Source organism: Jatrophihabitans sp. GAS493, assembly GCF_900230215.1.
Lineage (GTDB): Bacteria > Actinomycetota > Actinomycetes > Mycobacteriales > Jatrophihabitantaceae > MT45.
In genome coordinates, this window is record NZ_LT907982.1 from 1,753,452 (window position 1) to 1,775,368 (window position 21,917).

20 protein-coding genes and 1 pseudogene are annotated in these 21,917 nt (G+C 65.0%); 13 read left to right on the top strand and 8 right to left on the bottom strand.

What is annotated here, in order from left to right:
* The first annotated feature begins 117 nt into the window (after nt 1-117).
* Nucleotides 118-1,188, top strand: a complete 1,071-nt coding sequence (locus CPH63_RS07930; RefSeq protein ID WP_157749373.1) for an ABC transporter substrate-binding protein — start codon at nt 118-120, stop codon at nt 1,186-1,188.
* Nucleotides 1,189-1,550: 362 nt separating this feature from the next.
* Here CPH63_RS07930 and CPH63_RS07935 read toward each other — a convergent pair whose 3' ends face one another.
* The gene (locus CPH63_RS07935; RefSeq protein ID WP_157749374.1) at nt 1,551-2,516 is read right to left on the bottom strand and encodes a hypothetical protein; all 966 of its coding nucleotides are present in this window, start codon (nt 2,514-2,516) and stop codon (nt 1,551-1,553) included.
* Nucleotides 2,517-2,632: 116 nt separating this feature from the next.
* On the opposite strand from CPH63_RS07935, the gene CPH63_RS07940 reads away from it, so the two are divergent.
* Nucleotides 2,633-3,712, top strand: a complete 1,080-nt coding sequence (locus CPH63_RS07940; protein ID WP_157749375.1) for an aromatic ring-hydroxylating dioxygenase subunit alpha — start codon at nt 2,633-2,635, stop codon at nt 3,710-3,712.
* Nucleotides 3,713-4,583: 871 nt separating this feature from the next.
* Entirely contained in the window at nt 4,584-5,303 is a 720-nt protein-coding gene (locus CPH63_RS07945) for a hypothetical protein (protein ID WP_096302411.1), read from the top strand.
* Between the two features lie 1,347 nt (nt 5,304-6,650).
* Here the strand turns inward: CPH63_RS07945 and CPH63_RS22160 are convergent.
* Complete coding sequence (locus tag CPH63_RS22160) at nt 6,651-7,058, bottom strand: hypothetical protein (RefSeq protein WP_157749376.1); 408 nt, start codon at nt 7,056-7,058, stop codon at nt 6,651-6,653.
* A 202-nt stretch (nt 7,059-7,260) separates the two neighbouring features.
* Nucleotides 7,261-7,914 carry a mycofactocin system transcriptional regulator gene (gene mftR / locus CPH63_RS07955; RefSeq protein WP_096302413.1) on the bottom strand — a complete coding sequence of 218 codons (654 nt, stop codon included), beginning with the start codon at nt 7,912-7,914 and terminating at the stop codon, nt 7,261-7,263.
* Between the two features lie 86 nt (nt 7,915-8,000).
* On the opposite strand from mftR, the gene mftA reads away from it, so the two are divergent.
* From mftA to CPH63_RS08000, 9 genes are all read left to right on the top strand, one after another.
* Entirely contained in the window at nt 8,001-8,144 is a 144-nt protein-coding gene (mftA, locus tag CPH63_RS22765) for a mycofactocin precursor MftA (protein WP_197704621.1), read from the top strand.
* Nucleotides 8,134-8,454 (top strand): mycofactocin biosynthesis chaperone MftB, encoded by a 321-nt coding sequence (mftB, locus tag CPH63_RS07965; RefSeq protein WP_241895842.1) that lies wholly within the window; start codon nt 8,134-8,136, stop codon nt 8,452-8,454. The genes mftA and mftB overlap by 11 nt, the downstream gene beginning before the upstream one ends.
* Nucleotides 8,451-9,695, top strand: a complete 1,245-nt coding sequence (gene mftC, locus CPH63_RS07970) for a mycofactocin radical SAM maturase (protein WP_096302415.1) — start codon at nt 8,451-8,453, stop codon at nt 9,693-9,695. The genes mftB and mftC overlap by 4 nt, the downstream gene beginning before the upstream one ends.
* Entirely contained in the window at nt 9,691-10,395 is a 705-nt protein-coding gene (gene mftE, locus CPH63_RS07975) for a mycofactocin biosynthesis peptidyl-dipeptidase MftE (protein ID WP_096305015.1), read from the top strand. Before mftC ends, mftE begins: the two co-directional genes overlap by 5 nt.
* A gap of 2 nt (nt 10,396-10,397) precedes the next feature.
* Complete coding sequence (locus CPH63_RS07980) at nt 10,398-11,201, top strand: mycofactocin-coupled SDR family oxidoreductase (RefSeq protein ID WP_096305016.1); 804 nt, start codon at nt 10,398-10,400, stop codon at nt 11,199-11,201.
* Nucleotides 11,198-12,673 carry a mycofactocin biosynthesis glycosyltransferase MftF gene (gene mftF, locus CPH63_RS07985; RefSeq protein WP_096302416.1) on the top strand — a complete coding sequence of 492 codons (1,476 nt, stop codon included), beginning with the start codon at nt 11,198-11,200 and terminating at the stop codon, nt 12,671-12,673. The genes CPH63_RS07980 and mftF overlap by 4 nt, the downstream gene beginning before the upstream one ends.
* Nucleotides 12,673-13,854, top strand: a complete 1,182-nt coding sequence (gene mftD / locus CPH63_RS07990; RefSeq protein WP_197704623.1) for a pre-mycofactocin synthase MftD — start codon at nt 12,673-12,675, stop codon at nt 13,852-13,854. Before mftF ends, mftD begins: the two co-directional genes overlap by 1 nt.
* A 124-nt stretch (nt 13,855-13,978) precedes the next feature.
* Entirely contained in the window at nt 13,979-14,635 is a 657-nt protein-coding gene (locus CPH63_RS07995) for a TetR/AcrR family transcriptional regulator (RefSeq protein ID WP_206745665.1), read from the top strand.
* Between the two features lie 8 nt (nt 14,636-14,643).
* Nucleotides 14,644-16,830, top strand: a complete 2,187-nt coding sequence (locus CPH63_RS08000; protein WP_096302419.1) for an MMPL family transporter — start codon at nt 14,644-14,646, stop codon at nt 16,828-16,830.
* A gap of 116 nt (nt 16,831-16,946) precedes the next feature.
* Here the strand turns inward: CPH63_RS08000 and CPH63_RS08005 are convergent, their stop codons facing one another.
* Nucleotides 16,947-17,630: a TetR/AcrR family transcriptional regulator gene (locus tag CPH63_RS08005; RefSeq protein ID WP_172892182.1), complete on the bottom strand. Its 684-nt coding sequence runs from the start codon at nt 17,628-17,630 to the stop codon at nt 16,947-16,949.
* 82 nt (nt 17,631-17,712) lie between these two features.
* Here CPH63_RS08005 and CPH63_RS08010 point away from each other — a divergent pair, with 82 nt between their 5' ends.
* On the top strand, nt 17,713-18,675 hold the full coding sequence (locus CPH63_RS08010) for a zinc-binding dehydrogenase (RefSeq protein WP_096305018.1): 963 nt from the start codon (nt 17,713-17,715) through the stop codon (nt 18,673-18,675).
* 103 nt (nt 18,676-18,778) lie between these two features.
* Here the strand turns inward: CPH63_RS08010 and CPH63_RS08015 are convergent.
* The 4 genes and pseudogenes from CPH63_RS08015 to CPH63_RS08030 all read right to left on the bottom strand — a co-directional run bounded on the left by CPH63_RS08015 (nt 18,779) and on the right by CPH63_RS08030 (nt 21,905).
* Nucleotides 18,779-19,015 (bottom strand): annotated as a pseudogene (locus CPH63_RS08015) (CsbD family protein).
* A gap of 100 nt (nt 19,016-19,115) precedes the next feature.
* The gene (locus CPH63_RS08020) at nt 19,116-20,702 is read right to left on the bottom strand and encodes an FMN-binding glutamate synthase family protein (protein ID WP_096302420.1); all 1,587 of its coding nucleotides are present in this window, start codon (nt 20,700-20,702) and stop codon (nt 19,116-19,118) included.
* Between the two features lie 106 nt (nt 20,703-20,808).
* Nucleotides 20,809-21,084, bottom strand: coding sequence for a cupredoxin domain-containing protein (locus CPH63_RS08025; RefSeq protein ID WP_197704625.1), 276 nt, complete (start codon nt 21,082-21,084; stop codon nt 20,809-20,811).
* Between the two features lie 182 nt (nt 21,085-21,266).
* Entirely contained in the window at nt 21,267-21,905 is a 639-nt protein-coding gene (locus CPH63_RS08030; RefSeq protein ID WP_157749377.1) for a hypothetical protein, read from the bottom strand.
* Nucleotides 21,906-21,917 lie beyond the last annotated feature (12 nt).

Consider the following 21,917-nt stretch of genomic DNA (forward strand, 5'->3'; position numbering starts at 1 on the left):
GCTACGTTGGCTGTGGGTGGCGTCGCGCTCGCCGCCTCGCTGGCAGCGTGCAGTTCCTCGGGGGCTTCGAGCGCAGGTTCGGGAAGCAGTGGGGCGACTGCGACGCCGGTGAAGATTATGGTCACGGGGACCCTGTCGAGCCCGAACCTGTCCTACCCTCAGCAGCAGTCGGGCGCTGAGGCGGCGGCCAAGGCGATCAACGCCAACGGAGGCATCGACGGCCATCCGATTCAAATCGTCGTGTGCAATGACGGGCTGGACCCCAACAAGGCCATCGCCTGTGCACAGAAGGCCAAGGATGAGGGCGTCGTCGCGCTCGACGGCGGGATCGAGGAGTTCAGCGCCCAGATGTGGCCGAAACTCGAGGCTTCAAACATCCCTTGGGTGGCGCCGGTCGTTATCGCCGCTGACCAGGGCACCAACAAGATGTCCTTCCCGCTCTCGGGCGGAATCACTGCGGCGTTCATGCAGACAGGCCGTCTGGCCGTCGAGAAGGGCGGCAAGAACGTCGTCATTTTCGAGCACGAGAACTCGCAGGCCAAGTTCACCGGCGACATCATTGCGCAGGGCGTGAAGTTGGCGGGGGGGACGGTCGTCAAGACCGTCATCTCGAAGCTCGGTAGCACCGACACGTCGGCCGCCGCAGCGCAGGCAATTGCGGCGCACCCGGACGCGATCGGCTGTGCTTGCAACCAGGGTGACGCGGCCCGGCTCCTGCAGAGCGTTGTCCAGGCCGGCTTCAAGGGCCCGTTTGCCGGGTCGATCTCCAGCTTCACCAACTCGGATCTGTCGTCGTTGGGCTCGGCCGCGAACCAGATCGTCGCCGGTGCGGACATGCTTGGCCCGGATGCGCCAGCTGCGGCCCAGTGGGTCTCGGAGATGAACGCCAATGATTCCAAGGCTGAGCAGGACAACATCTCCGGTGGCGCCTGGCTGGCTGTGCATGTCGTCGCGGATCTGCTCAAGGGGCAGTCCGACCTGTCGTCCAAGAATCTGACGAGCATCCTCAACACCTCGCCGTCGATCAACATCTACGGCATGGCCGGTGACAGCGTTACCTTCACCAAGCCCGGCCCGATTCCCGCGACGCCGCGCGTCGTGAACATGAACGCCATGTCCTATGGCGTCAAGGACGGGAAGTTCGCCGCGACTGCGACGACGTTCACCAACCCGCTGACCGGCCAGTAGCCTCAACAGCCCGGCACGGCCGGATCGGCGTCTTCACTGCCGATCCGGCCATGCTGCGTGTGACGACCGTTGGTGCGGGGATGAGTATCGCTCGACGTGGGCGGTCCAGGACCGTACCGATGCCGGGCATCGGTACGGTCCGAATAGTGACGAGTCGGCCGAGATCAACGGCTTAAGCGGGAGAACGCGGAGCCGCGGGAAGCGCGCCGAAATGCGTGGGGCCGGGACGATCTGCGCAGTCCGGGGTTGAGTCGAAGCGTGATTGTCGATGGCATTGTGGCGTCGCGCTCGGACTGGTTCGGGGATCGGCCGACGCACGAATGGCGGAGCCCAGCCGGGTTAGGTTGCAGGGACCCGCTGGCTCAGTACGGATCCGGCAGTCCGGCGTCCCGTACTGCGACGGGCTCGCGAGTGGACACCTGAGTGACCTGCTCGAGTATTCCGAACCCGGTCACCCCGGATCGCACGAAGTCGAACGGGGTGAAGGCGCGCCGCACCCAACCGTCGCCGTCTTCGCTGGGCCGTACCAGGGCGAGGTGCTGATCCGGGCTGCGCAACCCGCCGAGCACGGTGACGTCTGTCCGTCCGCGCAGCTGGCAGATCATGCGTTGCGGAGCACTGCGCTCAGCTCCTGCGGTACGTAGGGCCGACACCGCCAACAAGGCAATATCGGTCTGCGCCTGCAGTGCCGCTGCCCCGGTGTGTCCGCCGGCTCCGTTGGATCCAGCGGAGCCATCGGCTGTGTCGGGACAGGCTACGAGCATTGCCGACCCGTCCTGAAACGCGGCTTGCAGCCGGACACCGGCCTGGTTGGTTGAAGCGCCGAAGTCCCCGGGTTCTATCCATGCCTGCCCGCTGATCGCATAGACGACACTGCCAGGCGCGAACGATCCGGTGACGCGGTAGTTCCGGGAACCCTGCAACACGTTCTCTGAGGAATCGCCCATTCGTGGGACGGGCTGGGAGTTGGGCTCCAGTGTCAGGTCCGCCGTGAGCGGAACACGGAATTGCACCTCTGCGTCGCCATCACGCCGATGCTCCGCGCAGGAAAGGTCCTCCGCGGTGTGGGCCATCAGCTTGATGTGCTGGGTGGCTCCTTCGACGGACCAGCTGATATCGGGGCGGTGTCTTGCAGGCGCGATATCCGCGTCGTACCACAAGGTCACCCCGTCCGCGATGAACACCACGATCCGCGCGAGCGACGCGCGGGGGCCCCCTGAAAATGTCAGGGCGATGATCGCTCCGGACTGGTCATCCATCAGGACCAGATCAAGCGCGCCGCTCCCGGGCTCTATGTCTGTCGAGCTACTGATTTCAGCGGCACTCAATGCGACTCCTCGGTAAATTTAACGGGTGTGGGCGTGCGGCATGTTGACGCGCGCCCCGATCTAGCTCATGATAGCCAACTATACAGTTGGTAAAAAGCTAGAGTATGGAGATTGAGATGAAAGATTGGCCCTACGAGGTCTTCCCGACCGGGTGGTACCAGATCGGGTTCTCGGCCGAGCTTGCGCCTGGAGACGTGCGCGCGGTCAAATACTTCGATCAAGACCTGGTGCTGTTCCGGACTGAGGATGGCGAGGTCTCGCTGCTTGATGCGTACTGCCAGCATCTGGGGGCCCATCTCGGCCACGGCGGGAAGGTCAAGGGTGACTGCATCGAGTGCCCGTTCCACGCATGGCAGTGGAAGGCCGATGGCTCGCTCCACGACATTCCCTATGCACCGAAAGCCAAGCGCAAAGTTGGCCTAGAGCGGCTGCACACCCGTGAGGTGCAGGGCCTGCTCCTCGCCTGGTACGACGGCTACGGCCGCGCACCGTTCTGGGAGTGGCCCGGTATCCCGGAGTTCGGGGACCAGGTCAACAACTACCCGATCTACCCCTACGGTGCCGACCACGTCGGCATCCGCAAGATCGTTGTACAGTCGCCGATCGAGAACACCCCGGACTACTTCCACTTCCCCGTGGTCCACGGAGCCGGGCAGCCCGGCCGCCCGCTGCTCTGGGCGGAAGACGAGCACTACTTGCGTACCCGGATGGGCTACTGGTTCGGCTATGGCAAGGAGGCGACCTGGCTGACGCCCAACGGCCCAGTAGATGGTGAGACCGAGACCGAAGCCTGGGGCTTGGGCCTTTCGCTGGCTCGGTTCCACATCGATGACTTCATTACCAATCAGCTCACCGCAACCACCCCGGTGGATCAGGAACATTCCCAGATCTTCTGCACCATGACCGTGTCGCGTGAGCCCGGTGCGAGTCTCGACGACCCGCCAACCGGGCGAGCCGAGAACATGCTCCGTTTCCAGGACGCGCAGATCCGACGGGACTTCGCGATCTGGGAGAACCAGCGCTATATCGAGCACCCCCCGTTCGCGGGCGGCGAGGAGCTCTACTATTCGCGATTCCGCAGATGGTCCAAGCAGTTCTACTTCGACCGGCCATACAGTGCCGGCGAGACCATCGAGGGTGACCTGCGTAAAGCTGACGAATGGGTGACGCCGACGTACGACCACAATCCAGTGTAATTAGTGGAGGAACTCGCCCCACGAGATTGGTGCGGGTTGCAGCAGATCGGCGTTGGTGAGGCGGTGAACGGCGTGGCGGCGCCGGAACCGGCAATTACTCCCTCTGGGTGATTTCAGCGGGCCGCTACCGACACCGACACGGGTTGGCGGCGCTCCTGGCTACCCTGAGGGGAAGAGGTTGACGACGGTGCCATCGCCGCCATGGCGCTCGATTTCTGCAGACAGCGGACAGGGTAATCGAATTGTGGCGGCAGTGGTGGGGCACCGCTAAGACTGTGAAGGTTCCGGCAGCAGTCGAACTCATCTTTCGGATGATCTTCCCGTTGGCGTTGCATGCGCTCAACAGTGTCACCGTTGCGATGGATCTCTCGGATCGAACGCCCTGGGTCGCCACAGATTTATCCGGATCACGTTCGAACATGCTCTCACTGCACACTGGGACTTGCTCACCCACGATGGCGAGCAGCAGGTGCGTCTTGAACTTCAAAGCGAAGCGCACAGGCGTACGGCAGTGTTCCACAGAGGCCTCGGCTCGCTCCAGGATTACGCCGCGATGGTCGGTGACAAGCGCACGACGAGCAGTTCGAGCGTCTTAACGCCTGCGCTCGGTTTACCGACTGTCCTCAGCTGTCTTTCGCCGTCTACCGCAATTTAAACGGAGCCGCGCACCCCTCCTGCGGGACGGTCATGGCTCATCTCCCCGGTTCCTTGACCGCACTTGGTGAGGGAGGTGGCCCGTTCGAGGCGGGCCAGAGTGGGCTTTCACAGTCGAAGCGGAGACTTCGGCGTGTGACTGGTAACGATCGGGTGCGACACTGCGATGGTGTCAGAACGTGTTTTGCTTCAGGGCTCACCGGTTCCGCGGATTGTGATGGCGGCCTACTTCGGCGCGATCGGCATCATCGGCGGCATCGCCGGCGCGCTCCACTCCGACAATGCCTTGAAGTGGATCGCCAGCATCGCGCTACTGATAGCGGGCGTTGCGGCCTCGATCAGGATCTTGGCCGCGGGATTCATCGTCTCCGATTCGGGTGTGCGGGTACGTGCAGTGTGGCGCACATGGACTGTGCCCTGGGCCGAGGTCTATCACATCTCGATTGAGCCGATGTCGTCCCATTCGTTGACCGGTCCGATTGGCAGCCTCCAACTCACCACTACTGCTGGCCAGCGCTTGCGCAGCCAAGCGATCACCGCGCCGAAGCCGACCTCGCCACAACTTGTCGCGGCGTTGGCGAGCCTTGAAGACGCGCGGCAGAGCTGGGAGATAGCTCACCCCGGTGCGGTCGCGCCAACTCTTGTGCATGGTCGCTCGCCACGCGTGCAGTTCACGGTGTTGTGGTATCCGGGAACAGCCGAACCTCCATCGGATGAACTGTGGGTGGCGATCTCGATGCGGGTTCTGCCGGGCGAGGCTACCCTCCACCTAGCAGTCGGCTATACCGAACGCCTCCAGCAAGGCAGCCTCCGCGACGCCACCGCGAACCCCAATGCCGGTGACGTGACGTTTCACGTTCACACCGACAGCGGAGTCGACGGGCGCGTGCGCACGACACGCGCCGACGCACGCCTGATCGCACACGAACTTGACTGACCCTGGCAGCCTTCGATGGATATTCGTTGAACCGTACTGGGCAAGGAGAGGTGCGCGAGAAGCGACCGCGAGTGATCGACGATGCCCCCGAGATGTCCCCGCACCGCTCAGAACAGGTCGGACTGCCCACTCTCAACCAATACCCATTCGCAATGAAACACTGGGGAGGGCGGCGAACCGGGCCGCCGGATGGGACTCGTAATAGGGTTGTCTGGAGTCCCATTCTCCGAGGCGGCTCCACAGAGGCCCCGTATTTGGTGGCCTAGAAGCACCTGGCATCTATTCGCCCGGCTCGCACTATTCGGGGAGTGTCACAAGCTGTCACACTTGCCCGGTCGCTGGGTCGTGCGCACCACCACTGGCGCGCGCGGCTCACGAGCGAACGGAGGGAGCGAGCGGGGCACCACTCGCTCCAGCAGATACGGAATGGGCAGCTCATGAATGAAATTCCAACAAGGGACCATCCTGGCGATTCCTGGCGTGAGTTTTTCCGCCGGGGGGCGCTCAATCGGGTGGCACTTTCGTTAGGTCTATTGGTCGTTGTCGAAATTTCAGTGCTGACACCCACGGCTCGCGCGCAATCTGATCTAGCGGGCGCTGGGCTATCGGCCTACTTGGTTCCTGTAGTCATTGGTGAAGGCTTCTACGTTCTACGCAACTCCGAGCGATTCAGACTACTAGCAAACGTGCTCATTTCGATTGTGGCCATTCAGCAGGGGGCCGCATCGGCGTACGAGGTCTTACGGAATGGGATGAATTCGACGGACGTGCACTCCTCGGTACAGGCTGCAATTATCATTTTTACCGCACTGACCATGGACCTTGCCCAGATTCTGCTTCACCGGGTTAGGCGCACGTAGGTACGACGCCAGACCAAGCTAGCCCTGACGTGGCGCTTCACAGTTGACGGCGTAGTCGGGTTTCGAGCGGCTGGTCACGGAAGTGGTCGGGCGAGGGTCTCGACCGTCTCGTCTAAATCGCTTCGAAGGGTGGGATGCCAGGTGACTGATATGTCCCGCCTCATGGAGGATCAGTCGATCGCCAAAGGTCACGGCCACCCGGCGACCGTTGATGCGGCGCCGGTGCCACCAATCTGCGGATAGTCGTGCGCGACGAATGCTGCAAGCAGATTCGGCTGGGCATAGACGCAGTGAAGTCCCTCGACGCGGACCTTCTGGCCGGACCCCGTGAATTGATCAGCATCGCCGGGAAACCTGGTGGTGTCGCATCTTTTCAATCGCCCGCTTCGCGATCTCAACGTTCCCGCCAACCGTCTCACCTTGGAATGACGATCATCGTGGGACAGGCGATGGTGTTGGGATCATTGCCGGGGTGCGGTGCTCCGGACTATTTGGTCACACGAAGACGCCGGAACTCACCGCCGTGCAATTCCACGGCGGTGAGCGCAACCGCCGAAACGGCGATCAGGATCCGGGTAACTACAACGCCTCCCGGCGAAAGCGCTGCCCAGACTAAGCCAACCGCCCGACTGCCGACCGGAACGGAAACTACGGTTATCAGCACCATCAGCACTCGACCAACCAAGGTGCCCCAGGTGGTGCTACACAACACCTGATGCGCGATCGCAGCTGAACAGACGGTCGCGAACGTAAGTATCGCCAAGAAGAGGGCGAGCCATCCAGGCGCGGAGAAGCTCCAGACCACAACGTCACGATTCAGCACCGCGAAGAAGACGAACGGGATGCACCCCAGCACGCACGCGGCCGTCGTCCGTGCAATCCTCAAGCCCAGCATGACGGCAGCGTCTCACGAGGTTGGACGCGGTGCACGACGAACACTGCGAGGAAGCCGACATCGGATATCCATATCCGAGTCCTGCCTCGCCACTGTCCGACGGGAGTATCGCGAATCAGCACAGCGATCCCACTCTCGATTGCGCTCGGCGCTACCTACGACCGTAGCGACGACGAAGTTCGTGCCGACGGCGGTGGGCAGCTCAGGTCTGCGGGGCCGGTGGGCGGGCGAAGCCGTCGGCGAGGGCTTGCAGGGCCTCGTCGAGGTAGAGCGTCAGGTCGTTGTCGGCTCGGGTGACCCAGAGATCGTAGGCCGCCCGGCAGGCGGCGAGGGTGGTGCGTCCGATGGCCAGCGGGTAGAGCGAGTCGGCCGGCAGCCCGGTGCGCGCGGCGGCGTAGTCGCTGACGGCTCGCTCCCAGGCGTCGTAGTGCGGGGCGGCGCTGGCCTGGAGGGCGGGTATGGAACCGATCAGGTTCATTCGGGCTCGCAGTTCGGGGACGTCTTCGGCCCGGTACTGGTTGACGCCGACCACAACCTGGCGGATTCCGTCCATCACCGACACCTCCCCGCCGAGCGCGGCGAAGGCGGCGCGCAGGGACTCGACCTCGGTGTCGAAATCGCTCCAAAGCACCGCGCTCTTGGAGTCGAAGTAGCGGAAGAAGGTGCGACGGTTGACGTGGGCGGCGTCGGCGATGTCGTCGACGGTGGTGTTGTCGAAGCCGCGTTCAGTGAACAGTTGCAGGGCGATGAGTTCCAGTTCGCGGCGACTGGTGGCCGGTGGGCGACCGCGTCGGGCCGCGCGATCGCCCGGCGGTCGGTCGCTGGATTCGCCGCTCGGAACCCTTGTATTCGTCACGCGGTGACGATAACGTATCCGCTATTCCGTCATCGAGTGACGAATACTGAGTTCGCACCGATCCGATGTTGAGAAGGAGAACCGAGATGAACGCCACCCCCGCTGCCACCGTCACCCCCGTTGTCGAACAGGCCGAGTCCGCCACCCCGATCGAGCCGGCGCCGGAGGTGTTGGTCGAGGAGCTGTTGGTGGAGGAGGTCTCGATCGACGGCATGTGCGGTGTCTACTAGCACCCTGCGTCCTGAGCGCGCTGATGCCGTTCAGAACGCCTTTGACTTCGACGGTGCCTGGCAATTGAACGAGCAGGTCTCGATCCGCCCGGAGCGGTTCGGGGCGCTGCTGTACCACTTTGGCACCCGGCGCCTGTCGTTCCTGAAGGACGTGACGCTGGTGGAGATCACCCGATCGCTGGTTTCGCAGCCGAGCGCGCGAGCGGCTTGCCTGGCCGCCGGCGTCGCGCCGGGTGACCTGGGCCAGTACGAGCGTGCCCTGGCCACCCTGGCCGCGTCCTCGACCATCTCCGAAAGAAGCCCATCATGACCACTGTTGCCCCGAAGCCGGTAGGTTCGCTGGTCGATCAGTTCCAGTTCGGGCTCGATGCCCCGATCTGTCTGACCTGGGAACTGACGTACGCCTGCAATCTGTCGTGCGTGCACTGCCTCTCCAGTTCGGGACGGCGGGACCCGCGTGAGTTGTCGACGGCGGAGTGCAAGGCAGTGATCGACGAGCTGCAACGGATGCAGGTCTTCTATGTGAACATCGGCGGCGGCGAACCGACCGTCCGCGCCGACTTCTGGGAGCTGGTGGACTATGCCACCGCGCACCAGGTTGGGGTGAAGTTCTCGACCAACGGTGTGAAGATCACTCCGGACGTCGCCCGACGGTTGGCGGCCAGTGACTACGTCGACGTGCAGATCTCCCTCGACGGCGCGACGGCTGAGGTCAACGACGCCGTCCGCGGCGATGGTTCGTACGCCACCGCCCTGAAAGCTATGGAGAATCTCCAGGCCGCCGGGTTCACCGGGTTCAAGATCTCGGTCGTCGTGACCCGGCAGAACGCCGGACAGTTGGACGAGTTCAAGGCGATCGCCGACCGCTTCGATGCCCAGCTTCGGTTGACCCGATTGCGTCCCTCCGGCCGTGGCGCCGACGTGTGGGACGAGCTGCATCCGACCGCCCAGCAGCAGCGGCAGCTGTATGACTGGTTGCTGGCCAACGGGGAGCAGGTGCTGACCGGGGACTCCTTCTTCCACCTGGCCGGTTTCGGTGAGTCGCTGCCCGGGCTGAACCTCTGTGGGGCCGGACGGGTGGTCTGCCTCATCGATCCGGTCGGTGACGTCTATGCATGCCCGTTCGCCATTCATGACAACTTTCTGGCCGGCAACGTCCGTAGCCCCGGTGGTTTTCAGCAGGTCTGGCAGCACTCGGATCTCTTCGCCGAGTTGCGTAGTCCGCAGACCGGCGGGGCCTGCACCAGTTGTTCGGCGTTCGACGCCTGCCGCGGTGGCTGCATGGCGGCGAAGTTCTTCACCGGTCTGCCGTTGGACGGTCCGGACCCCGAGTGTGTCAAGGGAAACGCCGACTCCGCGCTGCTCAGCGTCGGTGCCGGGTCAACGCCGAAGCCATCGCTGGACCACTCACACCGCACCCGTCCGGCGGCAAAGCTGGTGCCGTTGACGATCGGTCCGCGACCAGTGCAGCGCCTCGCTCCGGAGAAGGCCTGCGACGAGAACCCGCTCGCCGGCCTGGTCCTTTCCGAAGTTCGTGCGCGGCGTGATTGACCGAAATCAACTCGCCGATCTGACCTCGCCTGAAGCAGGAGGACGGGCTCGGGAAGGAGTGGTGCTAGTCGTGCCGGTGGGCTCGACCGAGCAGCACGGACCGCATCTTCCGCTCTCCACCGATACCGATATCGCGGTTGCGCTCTGTGCCCACCTGGCCCGTGCCCGCACCGACGTCGTGGTCGCGCCCCCGGTGCCGTATGGGTCGAGTGGGGAACATGCCGGTTTTCCCGGGTCGTTGTCCATCGGTCAGGCGGCACTCGAGTTCCTGATCACTGAAGTCTGCCGGTCAGCGTTCGACACGTTCGACCATGTTCTGCTGGTCAATGGGCACGGCGGCAACGTGGAGCCACTAACACGGGCGGTGACGACGCTGCGCAACGAGTCCCGAGACGTCTGCCTCTTCCTGCCCCGCTGGGAAGGCGATCCGCACGCCGGGCATGAGGAGACTTCGATGCAGTTGGCGTTGCGCCCGGAACGCGTGCAGATGCAGCATGCCGTGCCCGGTGACACCCGCCCGCTGTCGGTGACCCTGCCACTGATGCGGCGCGGCGGGGTGCGGGCGGCCAGCCGAAACGGCATCCTTGGCGACCCGACCCACAGCACGGCCCAAGCCGGGGCTCGGCTGCTGGCGCAGCTGGGCGCCGACCTGTTTCGTGCCGTTGATGAGTGGCGACGGTCGATGGTGGCAATCCGATGACGATGCAAGGTCGGACCGCGATCGTGACCGGGGCGGCGAGAGGCATTGGCGCGGCGACGGTGCTGCTGCTGGCCGCCGAAGGCTGGTCGGTGCTGGCCGTCGACCGGGCCACGGACGACCCGGCACTGCCCTATCCGCTGGGTACTTCGGTCGACCTCGAGGGTGTCGTCGCCGACGCGACACGGCTGTCGGCCGGGCGTGGGCGAATCGGGCTGCTGCTGGCCGATGTTCGCGATCTGGCTGCGTTGGAACGCGCCGTGGTCGACGTGGAGACGCGCTGGGGCGGACTGGACGCGGCTATCGGCTGCGCCGCGGTGATCGCCGGGGGAGTGCCGTTTTGGGAGGTGCCGGTCGCGCAGGAGCAGGCGATACTGGATATCGACCTCGGCGGAGTGCTAAACCTGGCCCGCGCCGCGATCCCGGCGCTGCTTCGGCGCCCGGAGCCGAGGCAGGGCCGGTTCATCGCCGTCGCCTCCACCGCGGCGACACGAGGGCTGCCGATGCTCGCTGCCTACTGTGCCGCGAAGGCCGGAGTCGCCGGTCTCATCCGGGCGTTGGGTGCCGAGCTGGGTGGCACCGGCGTAACGGCGAATGCGGTCAGCCCGGGCTCGACGAACACCGATCTCCTGGTGGAGAGTGCGCGACTCTACGACCTGCCCTCATCCGATGCCTTCGCGGCGCAGCAGCCGATGGGTCGGCTGCTCGAGCCTTCCGAGATTGCTGCCACTATCTCCTTCCTGGCCGGACCGGGCAGCAGCGCCATGACCGGTGCCGTGATTCCGGTCGACGGTGGACTGGCGCTATGACGGCGAAGGCCGATGCGGCCGTCGGGCTACCGATTGGCTTCGGCGTGGAGATCGACGCCGACACCAAACAGGTCGACGAGGTCACTCTGTTTGGAGGTTCACCGGCGCGGCTCATGCGCCTATCGGCGGCGGGCGGGGTGGCCTGGCGGGAGCTCACCGCCGGGCCGATCGTCACGTCGGCCGCCGCCGTGCTGAGCCGGAGCCTGTCGGACGCGGGAGTGATCCACCCGGTACCGCCGCCGATGGCGACGCGGCCCGACATCACGGCGGTGATTCCGGTCCGCGACCGGGTGACGATGCTTGGCCGCTGTCTGGATGCGATCGAGCCGGGACTGCGGGTCGTCGTCGTCGATGACGGCTCGCGCGATCCTTCGGCAATCGCTGCCGTCTGCCGCCGTCGCGGTGTCGAGCTGATTCGACGGCCGCAGAGCGGCGGCGCCGGCGCAGCCCGCAATTCGGGTCTGGTCGGTCTCGACACCGACTTCGTCGCGTTCCTGGACAGCGACTGCATCCCTACCCCGGGTTGGTTGACCGCACTGGCGGCGCACCTCGTGGATCCGATGGTCGGCGCGGTCGCCCCCCGCATCGTCGCGACCCCGACAACGGCCGCTCGCTCCGCGGTGGCGAGGTACACGGCGGTCGCGGGCAGTCTGGATCTGGGGGAGCGTCCGGCCCGGGTGCAGCCAGGAACCCGGGTGGCCTACGTGCCGACCGCGGCCCTGCTGGTCCGGACCACCGCGCTACAGGACGTCCTCACCGACGGGCAGGTCTTCGATCCGGCGCTGCGCTACGGCGAGGACGTGGATCTGATCTGGCGGTTGCACAAGGCGGGGTGGCGGATCCGCTACGACCCGACAGTGCTGGTCGAGCACCACGAACCGCAGACCTGGACCCAGCTCCTGAGTCGCCGCTACCGCTACGGCACCTCGGCCGGCCCGCTGGCCGTGCGGCATCCGAGCGCCATGGTGCCGCTGGTGCTCCAACCCTGGCCAGCGCTGGCCGTCGGTGCCGCGCTGACCGGCCGGCGGCGGACCGCTCTCCTCGGCGCTGCCGGCGCGGTGGTGTCACTGGCGATCAACCTGAAAAAGGCGGGACTTCCGCCGGCATCGGCCGTCCAGCCAACCGGCATCGCAGTGCAGCAGACCTGGCTCGGGATCGGCCGCTACCTCACCCAGTTCGCCGCGCCGACCCTGCTGGCCTCGCTCGTCGCCCCATCGCGGGGCGGCCGTGCGAGGTGGCGACGGCTGGCATTGGTCTCGCTTCTGGTGGGCGGACCACTGACCCGATGGTGGACGACCCGGCCGGAGGTCGACCCGTTCCGCTTCGTCGCCGCGAGCATCGCCGACGACGTCTGCTACGGCGCCGGTGTCTACGCCGGTTGCCGAGACGCCCACACCCTGATCCCGCTGCGCCCGCGAATCTCGTGGCGCCCCTACCGGTTTCCCGCACGTTCTAAGAGAGGTTCTGACTGATGACCAACGAATGGTTCGAGACGGTCGCCGAGGCGCAGCGTCGCGCGCAGAAGCGCCTGCCGAAGTCGGTGTACGGCGCGCTGATCGCCGGGTCGGAGAAGGGGATCACCCTGGCCGACAACCTCGCGGCCTTCGGCGAACTGGGATTCGCGCCGCATGTGGCCGGACTCAGCGCCCAGCGCGACCTGAGTACCTCGGTGATGGGTCAGTCGATCTCGATGCCGGTGCTCATCTCACCCACCGGAGTCCAGGCCGTCCACCCGGATGGTGAGGTCGCGGTGGCCCGGGCCGCCGCGGCCCGCGGGACCGCGATGGGGCTGAGCTCCTTTGCCAGCAAGCCGGTCGAGGAGGTTGTGGCCGCCAACCCGCAGACCTTCTTCCAGCTCTACTGGGCCGGAACCCGCGACCAGATGCTGCAGCGGATGCAGCGGGCCAAGGACGCCGGCGCCGTCGGCCTGATCGTCACACTGGATTGGTCTTTCTCCCACGGCCGGGACTGGGGCAGCCCGGCCATCCCGGAGAAGATCGATCTCAAGGCGATGATCAAGTACGCGCCGGAGGCGCTCACCCACCCGAAGTGGTTCGCCGCCTTCGCCCGGACGAAGAAGATCCCCGATCTCACCGTCCCGAACATGGGCCTCCCCGGGGCGCCCGGGCCGACGTTCTTCGGCGTCTACGGCGAGTGGATGCAGACCCCGCCGCCGAGCTGGGAGGACGTCGCGTGGCTGCGGGAGCAGTGGGGCGGCCCGTTCATGCTCAAGGGCATCGGTCGCATCGACGACGCGTACAAGGCGGTCGAGGCCGGGGTCACCGCGATCTCCGTCTCCAACCACGGCGGCAACAACCTCGACTCCACCCCGGCCAGCATCCGCCTTCTGCCCGGCATCGCCGCCGCGGTCGGTGATCAGATCGAAGTCGTGCTGGACGGTGGAGTCCGTCGCGGCAGCGACGTCATCAAGGCCGTCGCCCTCGGTGCCCGGGCGGTGATGATCGGCCGGGCCTACCTCTGGGGGCTGGCCGCCAACGGTCAGGCCGGTGTCGAGAACGTCCTGGACATCCTGCGCAGCGGCATCGACTCGGCCCTGCTCGGTCTCGGCCACTCCTCGATCAAGGAACTAAGCCCGGACGACCTCGTCATCCCCACCGGATTCACTCGCACCGCCGGAGAACTCCGCCCCTAACGCACCGAATCAGGCACGGGACGGCCGATATCGACTGGTCGCCTCGAAGGTGTTCCGCATTGAGGGCTGTGCGTTCAGAAAATATGCAGAATCTGCAATATTGCAGAGGTGGTAGCATTTTGAGGTGGTCAACTCTTCCGTCGTAGGGGCATCTCTGCGCGAGCGTTCAAAGGCGAAGCGTCGCGAGATGATCCGGCGAACCGGAATCCGGCTATTCGCCGAGCGGGGATACGAGGCGACGACCATCGCTGAGATCGCTGAGGCCGTCGAGCTGTCGCCGCGAACCATCTCGCTCTACTTCCCAACCAAGGCCGATATCGCGCTGTCGGTTTCAGATGATTTGGCCGCCCGTCTCATCGCGACGTTTCGAGACCACCCCGACGCGGACTTCGTAACCGCGATCGATCTGTGGTTGGCGGGTATGGAGCGCGACATTGACCCCGAGCTGATCACGCTGAACGCCGCTCTGTTCGAGGCAAACCCCGCCCTGCAGTCACTGAGCAGTCGGCATCTTGCGGCCGCAGCCCAACATGGCCACGGGCTGCTGTTAAGACAGCTTGGGCTGCCCGCCAACCATCCGATGGTTGCCTACGCAGGAGGTGCCATCGGCGGAGCGATCATGGAGTACAGCAACAACCTCGTCGCCCTACGAACGAACCCCGACCTTCATCAATCGTTCATTGGCTATCTGCGAGCAATCATCGACGCGGCGCGCCCGAAGTGCGTTCCACCGATGTCGCCTCTACGGCGGCGGCCCAGCCCCACCGACAGCACAATCTGAGGAGCAATGTGACCAGCCTGCTTTACAAACTCGGTGCGTGGAGTGCCCGCCGTCGGCTGTTGATGATCGGCGGCTGGGTGATGCTCTTGGCGGTCCTGGGAGTTCTGGCCGGTACGGTCGCCGGGTCGACGGACAGTTCCTTCTCAATTCCGGGGACTCAGTCGCAGAAGGCGCTTGACCTCCTTTCTCAGAAATTCCCTGGAACTGGTGGCGCGAGCGCGCGGATTGTGGTGGCTGCACCCGAGGGCCACACTTTGAACGAACCCGCCTACACGGCTGCGGCGAAGGAGTCGCTCGCCCTAGCCGCGAAGGTTCCCGACGTCATCGCAGTGACGCCATACGAAAACGCGACTGTTAGCAAGGACAAGCGCATCGCATTTGTCGATGTTGCCTATGGCGTCCCGGTAGACCAGATCAGCCAGGAATCGAAGGACGCCTTGCAAGCGGCCGCCCAGCCGGCCAAGGACGCCGGCCTGCAGATCGAGTACTCCGGCGGAGTGATCGCCACGGCGACCAAAGCGGGAAACACCGAGCTATACGGTGTGATCATCGCCTTCTTCGTGCTGACGATCACTTTCGGGTCACTCGTCGCCGCCGGGATGCCGCTGCTCATGGCGTTGGTCGGTGTCGGCGTCGGGCTGCTCGGAATCTCCGCGCTCTCGGGCGTCATATCCCTCAACTCGACTGCTCCGACGCTCGCCCTGATGCTCGGGTTGGCAGTAGGTATCGACTACACGCTGTTCATTCTCTCGCGGCATCGACAGCATTTGCGTGATGGCATGGACGTTGGGGAGTCGATTCCGCTGGCTGTCGCAACCGCTGGCGGGGCCGTCGTCTTCGCCGGCTTGACGGTGGTCATCGCCCTCTGTGCGCTGACCGTCGTCGGAGTCCCGTTTCTGACTGTCATGGGCCTGGCCGCGGCCGGAACCGTTGCCGTGACCGTGCTCCTGTCGCTGACGCTGCTTCCGGCTGTGCTCTCGTTGCTTGGCCCGCGGATCAACAAGGGCTCGATTGGATTCCTCGCCCGACGTCATGAGCGCAACGCGACAAAGCCGAATGGCGGTGAGCGATGGTCGAAGCTCGTCACTGCGAAGCCGTGGCTGACGCTCGTCGTCGGTGTGGTCGGGATCGGGATCATCGCTCTCCCCGTGCTGGATCTGAATCTTGGCCTGCCCGACGACAGCAGCAAGCCGGCGTCAACCACCGAGCGTCGGGCCTACGATCTGCTGACCGAAGGCTTCGGAGCCGGGTTCAACGGTCCGCTCACGCTGGTGATCTACGCCCCCGGCCGAACCGATGTCGCCACACTCGCCGCGCAAGCAGCGACGGATTTACAGAAGGCACCGGATGTGGCATCTGTAGGCACCCCGATTCCGAACAAGGCCGGCGATGTGGCGATCCTTTCGGTGACTCCGGCGTCGAGCCCGTCGTCTGATGCCACCAAAGCGCTCGTCGGTGACATCCGCACGGCAGCCGATCAGGCGGAGAAAGAGTCAGGCGTAAGCGCCTATGTCACCGGTACGACGGCCGTCAATATCGACGTCTCGAACAAGCTCAGCTCGGCCCTTCCGGTGTTCATCATCGTTATCGTCGGCTTGGCGTTGATCCTGCTCATGCTCGTCTTCCGGTCGATTCTCGTACCGATCAAGGCGGTGGTCGGATTCCTGCTGTCGATCGCGGCATCGTTTGGCAGCATCGTCTGGATCTTCCAGCAGGGCCACTTCGGCAGTCTCTTCGACGTACAGTCGCAGGCGCCGATCGTGAGCTTCCTGCCCATCCTGGTTGTTGGCATTCTCTTCGGACTGGCGATGGACTATGAGGTCTTCCTCGTCTCGCGAATCCACGAGGACTACACCCATCATCGAGACCCGAGTCAAGCCATTCGCAGGGGCATGTCCAATAGCGCCCGCGTGGTTACCGCAGCCGCGTTGATCATGACGGGCGTGTTTGGTGGCTTCATCTTCGGTGACGACACTGTCATTAAGTCCCTCGGATTCGCCTTGGCGTTCGGTGTGCTGATCGACGCCTTCGTCGTGCGTATGACGCTCGTTCCAGCGGTGCTCAAACTGCTCGGGCACTCCGCGTGGGCGTTGCCTCGTTGGCTCGATCGCATCCTGCCCGATCTGGATCTCGAAGGCTCCAAACTCACCCACCGCCAGCCGGCGGTTCCAACAGACGCCGAAGCTCAGGTCTAGGCGCCCGTATCCGCCCGGCTGGCTGGCGGGGCTATGTGTGCTCAGTCGTGCCTGCGTAGCTGACTGCTTGAGGCCCAGCGGCCAATAGGGGCGGGTACGTTCTTGCTGATCTGTGCTTAATTCAGGTAGCGCGCGGGCCTCTCGTTCGGCCCGCGCTCGGTGCTTGCTCTCCTTCGCGCAAAGACGTCATCCCTAACGCTGGCTGGTCGCGGTAGAGCGGTGTTCGTGTCAGAGGCGCGGAATGCGTCTATGGCGAGGGCTGCGAAGCGGCGGGCCGCCGCGGCCCGTCGAGGAAGTGGCGTCGCCGAGAGTCCCCGGCCGGCGAGTAGGACGAGTACGAGGTCGTCGATGACGAAGTCGCTGCGCAGGTCTCCGGCCTTTTGAGCACGTCCGGCCAGTCGTCTGAGGAGCCCGAGCAGGTGGATGCGGTGTGCGGTGAAGGCGTCGACGCCGGGGTTCGCGGACATGAACGCGTCGACGAAGCCTTGGTTACGCACGTTCAGTGCGGTGATTCGCTCGATGATCGAACAGAACCCTCGCCATGGGTCGGGATCCGCGCAGCCGTCTTCCACGATTGACTGACAGGTGCGGAGTTCCCCGGCGAGTGCTTCTTCGACCAGGGATTGCTTGGTCGGGAATCGTCGGTATAGCGTCGCCGGCCCGACCTCGGCGCGGCGGGCAACGGCCCGCATCGTGACGTCGATCCCCTCTGCGGAGAACAGTTCTCGGGCCGCCGCGAGGATCCGGTCGCGATTGTCCTGTGCGTCGGTGCGCAGTATGTGGGGCAAGAGGTCGGTCATGGTTCTCACTTCGCGGAAGTGGACGGTGGCGTCCTTTACCGTCTTCACGGTAGCGGTCCTGACGGTAAAGGTGGAGGCAGTTGTGCGCGCAGTAACGATTCAGCGATTCGGCGATCCGAGTGGCATGGTGGTCATCGACACCTCCGCTGCGGCTGCGGGGCCCGGGCAGGTGGTTATTGACGTCGAGGCGATCGGGGTCGGCGGGGTCGATGCCGTCATTCGACGTGGGACTCTGAGCGGTTACGGCTTCAGCGAAGGCCTCATCCCCGGAAGCGAGGTTGCGGGGACGGTGACTGCGGTCGGTGCGGACGTCGACGAGTCATGGGTGGGCCGACGTGTGTGGGCCTTTACGGGGACGAGCGGTGGCTACGCCGATCGGGCCGTAGCCAAGGTTGGTGACGTGGTCGTACTACCTGGTGAGCTGACCTCGATTGACGCAGTGACGCTCGGCAGCGCGGCGCCGGTCGCGCACTTCGCATTGGCCCATGCCCACCACGCGCCTGGCGAATCGGTGCTCGTGCGTGGCGCGGCGGGCAGTATCGGCATCGCGACCGTCGAGCTCGCGGCGCGCGCCGGCGCGAGCACGATCGCCGTTACGACGTCGTCGCCCGAGCGTGGGAACCGGCTACGGGGATTCGGGGCGACGCATGTGCTGGACCGTGACGGCGGGGGTGACTCGGCCGGACCCTTGTTCTATGACGTCATCATCGACATCGTCGGCGGAGCTGGGCTGCCGGCGTTCATCGACAGCCTCGCGCCGAATGGGCGGATGGTCGTCGTCGGCGTCGTCGCCGGCTTGCCGCCGGCGGACTTCGGGATGCGCTTGCTGGCCGGGTTCCAACAGTCACGGTCAATCGCAACGTTCAGCCTTGACACCATCGCCGTGCCGACCCGGGACGCCGCCCGGGCCGAGCTCTTCGCCGCAGCAACACGAGGCGAGTTGCATGCTGTCGTCCATGACATCCTGCCGCTGGAACAGGCGGCCGAGGCCCACCGTCAGATGGACGCCGGCACAGTGTTTGGACGTATCGTCCTCGTCCCTTAGGGGCTTGAAGGCTCGACGGCCTGAGAGCTCGAAGGCTGACGTGGATGTGGAGAACCGCCCCACTTCCGCGAGGCGGTTCTCCACGTCCTGCGCCAAGGTTCACTCAGTTTTGGTGGGACCGTTCGTTGGCTTCGGCGGCCGCGGCTTCGGCGCGGGCCTTCTCGGCCTGAGCTTCGTGTCCGGCGACCTCGCGCTCGGCTGCAGCCTTCTCCTGCTGCGCCTGGCCCTCGTGCTTAAGTGACTCATTGCCGACGACGGCGCCGACACCTTCCTTCAACTTTCCCTTGGCGTCTTAGACGACGCCGCTGATGCCCGCTTCGGGCCCAGATTCACCTGGCATGATTCCTCCACTCTGTCTCGAAAGGGCTGGCCTGCCCCCTCGAAGAAGCGATACCCAGAACGACGCCGACCTACACCGCCAGTGACAGGTTCGACTCGGGTCAAGTGCGCAGGAATGTGTCTGCGCTCGCCGCGGCCCAGTCTGGTGCCCAGTCCTCAGACGGTTGCTCCAGTAGCTGCTTGGGAGCGAGCCAGTCATACAGTTGCGCGTAGCTGTCGGTGCGGACGTGGTCGATCCGGCGCATCAGCATGGCCGGGTGCAGCTCCTGCGGACCGGAGAGTCCGAGCGAGGCGATCATCTGCTGGGCCTGGGCGACGGTCGCTTGCTGGTAGCGCACCACCCGCTCGGTCTTATCGGCGACATCCAACGCGCGCGCCCGTCGGGGATCCTGGGTCGCGACTCCGACCGGGCACTCGTTGGTGTGGCACTTCTGGGCCTGAATGCATCCGACCGCCATCATCATCGCGCGTGCCGCGTTCGTGTAGTCGGCGCCTTGCATCAGCCGCTTGACGATGTCGGTGCCGGTGGCGACCTTGCCGCTGGCGCCGAGCTTGATCCGATCCCGCAGTCCGGTTCCGACCAGCGCGTTGTGCATCATGATCAGGCCATCGGTGAGCGGCGTACCGACGTGGTCCTCGTATTCGAGCGGAGCGGCGCCGGTGCCACCTTCGGAACCGTCGATGACGATGAAGTCAGGGGTGATCTGCTCGGCGAGCATCGCCTTGCAGATGGCCAACAATTCGTGTCGGTAACCTACGCAGAGTTTGAAGCCCACTGGCTTGCCGTCGGCCAGCTCGCGCATGCGGGCAACGAACTGAACCAACTCCCGCGGTGTGGCGAAGACCCTGTGCGCGGCCGGGCTCACGCACTTCTCGCCCTGCGGCACCCCACGGGCCTGCGCAATCTCCTTCGTCACCTTCGCTGCCGGCAGCACACCGCCGATGCCCGGCTTCGCGCCCTGGCTCAGCTTCAATGACACACATTTGACCTGATCGTGGGCCGCCTTGTCGCGAAACATTTCCGGGTCGAAGTCGCCGCTTTTGGTGCGAGCACCGAAGTAGCCGCTGCCCAACTCCCAGATCTGGTCGCCGCCATTCTCCAGGTGGTACTTCGTCAGCCCACCCTCGCCGGTGTCGTGGGCGAAGCCTCCGCGCGCGGCGCCGGCGTTCAGGGCGCGCAGCGCGTTCGCCGACAACGCTCCGAAGCTCATTGCGGAAACGTTGAGAAGTGCCATCTCATACGGTCTTCGGCACTCAGGCCCGCCGATGTGCACCCGCGGCTGCTCCTTCGGCGGTTCCTTGGGCGCGGAGGAGTGCAGCACCCATTCGTAGCCGACCTCATTGACCTCACGTTCGGTACCGAATGCCTGCTCGCCGTGAATGCCCTTCGCGCGTTCGTAGATGACGGTGCGGGTGTCCCGGTCATACGGCCGTCCGTCGTAATTGCGTTCGATGAAGTACTGCTGGAGCTCTGGACGAGCCTTCTCCAGCAGGTAGCGCAGATGTCCGACGACGGGATAGTTGCGCAGCACCGAATGCCGGCGCTGGGTCACGTCGTAGACGGCGACCGCGGCTGCCGCGATGAGGAGGACGGCTAAGGTCCAGCACCAGGCTGACCAGGCCAGAGCGGCCAGCACCGAGGCAATGGCGAGTAGCAGAAGTACCGCTGCCACCCCCACGGTTAGCATTCCTGGTCTCCGCAAGCGCCGATTCTGTGATGAGAGTGGTTCACGCTGGTGGGTCTACCCATTTGAGCCGGATTTCAGTCGCCTCGGCGGCGCGGCGGCTGCACGATCAGCCTACGGTGAGAGTGCCATGCATGTTGGCGTGGAAGTTGCAGTGAAATTTGTAGGTGCCGGCCTTGGCCGGGGCGGTCAGGGTGGCCGTCGAGGAGGCCGGCACATTGACGTCGAAGGCGTTACCGCTGTCAGCGGTGACGGTGTGCGCTTCACTGTCCTCGTTGTGGATCATCACTTTCTGACCCGGCGTGATCGGCCCGACCACGGTGAAGCCGAAGTTCTTGATCGTGATCATTGCGGTGTTAGCGGGCATGGCGGTGTTCGCCGGCATGGACGACGACCCAGCCGAGACCGAGGCCGACGTTGCCACGCTACTCGCGGGCGCCGCGTTCGAATGCGTCGCGCTCGAGCTGCACGCGGTTAAGATGCCGGCCAGAACTAGGGTCGAAGCGATGGTTGACGTACGTTTCATTGTCGTTCCTCTGGGTGTCGGCGATCGATGGGTTCGAGCGGTCAGGATGAGTCGCCGGTCCAGCAGCCGAGTACGTCGGAGGCAACTTCGTAGGCGAAGTCGGTGCGCTTCTCGTCTTGCGATCCGAATTGAGCCGGGAGTCTCGTCGCGTCTATCTGGAGGGTGTCGTTGTCCTTGACGAGGGCCAATCTGCCGTTGGGAGTCGCGAATGCAGTTGTGGTGAGCCCGGCGACGTTGTGCGCATCGGCTAGGTGGGTTCGCAGCGTGGCGGCGAAGGTTTGGGCCGCGGCATCGTCGGCCGCTTCGGTGACTGAGAGGACGAGCATCCCCATCGGCAGCTGATACGTGCAGGTGTAGACGTGCTCGGCCCACGTCGCAGACGGTGCCGGGATCGACTTCAGCGCCAGAACCTGGGCTATGTCGTTGCGGATCTCCGTCGAACAGATCTCTCGCGCGGCCTCGGACGGACCGACCGCAGCAGCAGACGGTAGCGGTGTGGGCACCCCCATGGTGGAGCCATCCGGCATCACCATGCCGGGGGTCATCGCCATTCCGCTCGTTGATCGGCCCGCGCCGGCCGACGCCAGCGTCTGGACCGGGTCGGCGTGTGAGGACGCGCAGCCGGCCAGCAGTATCGCGCCACCGAGTAGCAACGCACTTGCGCGCAGGCGAGGTGTCATGTCAGAACTCCA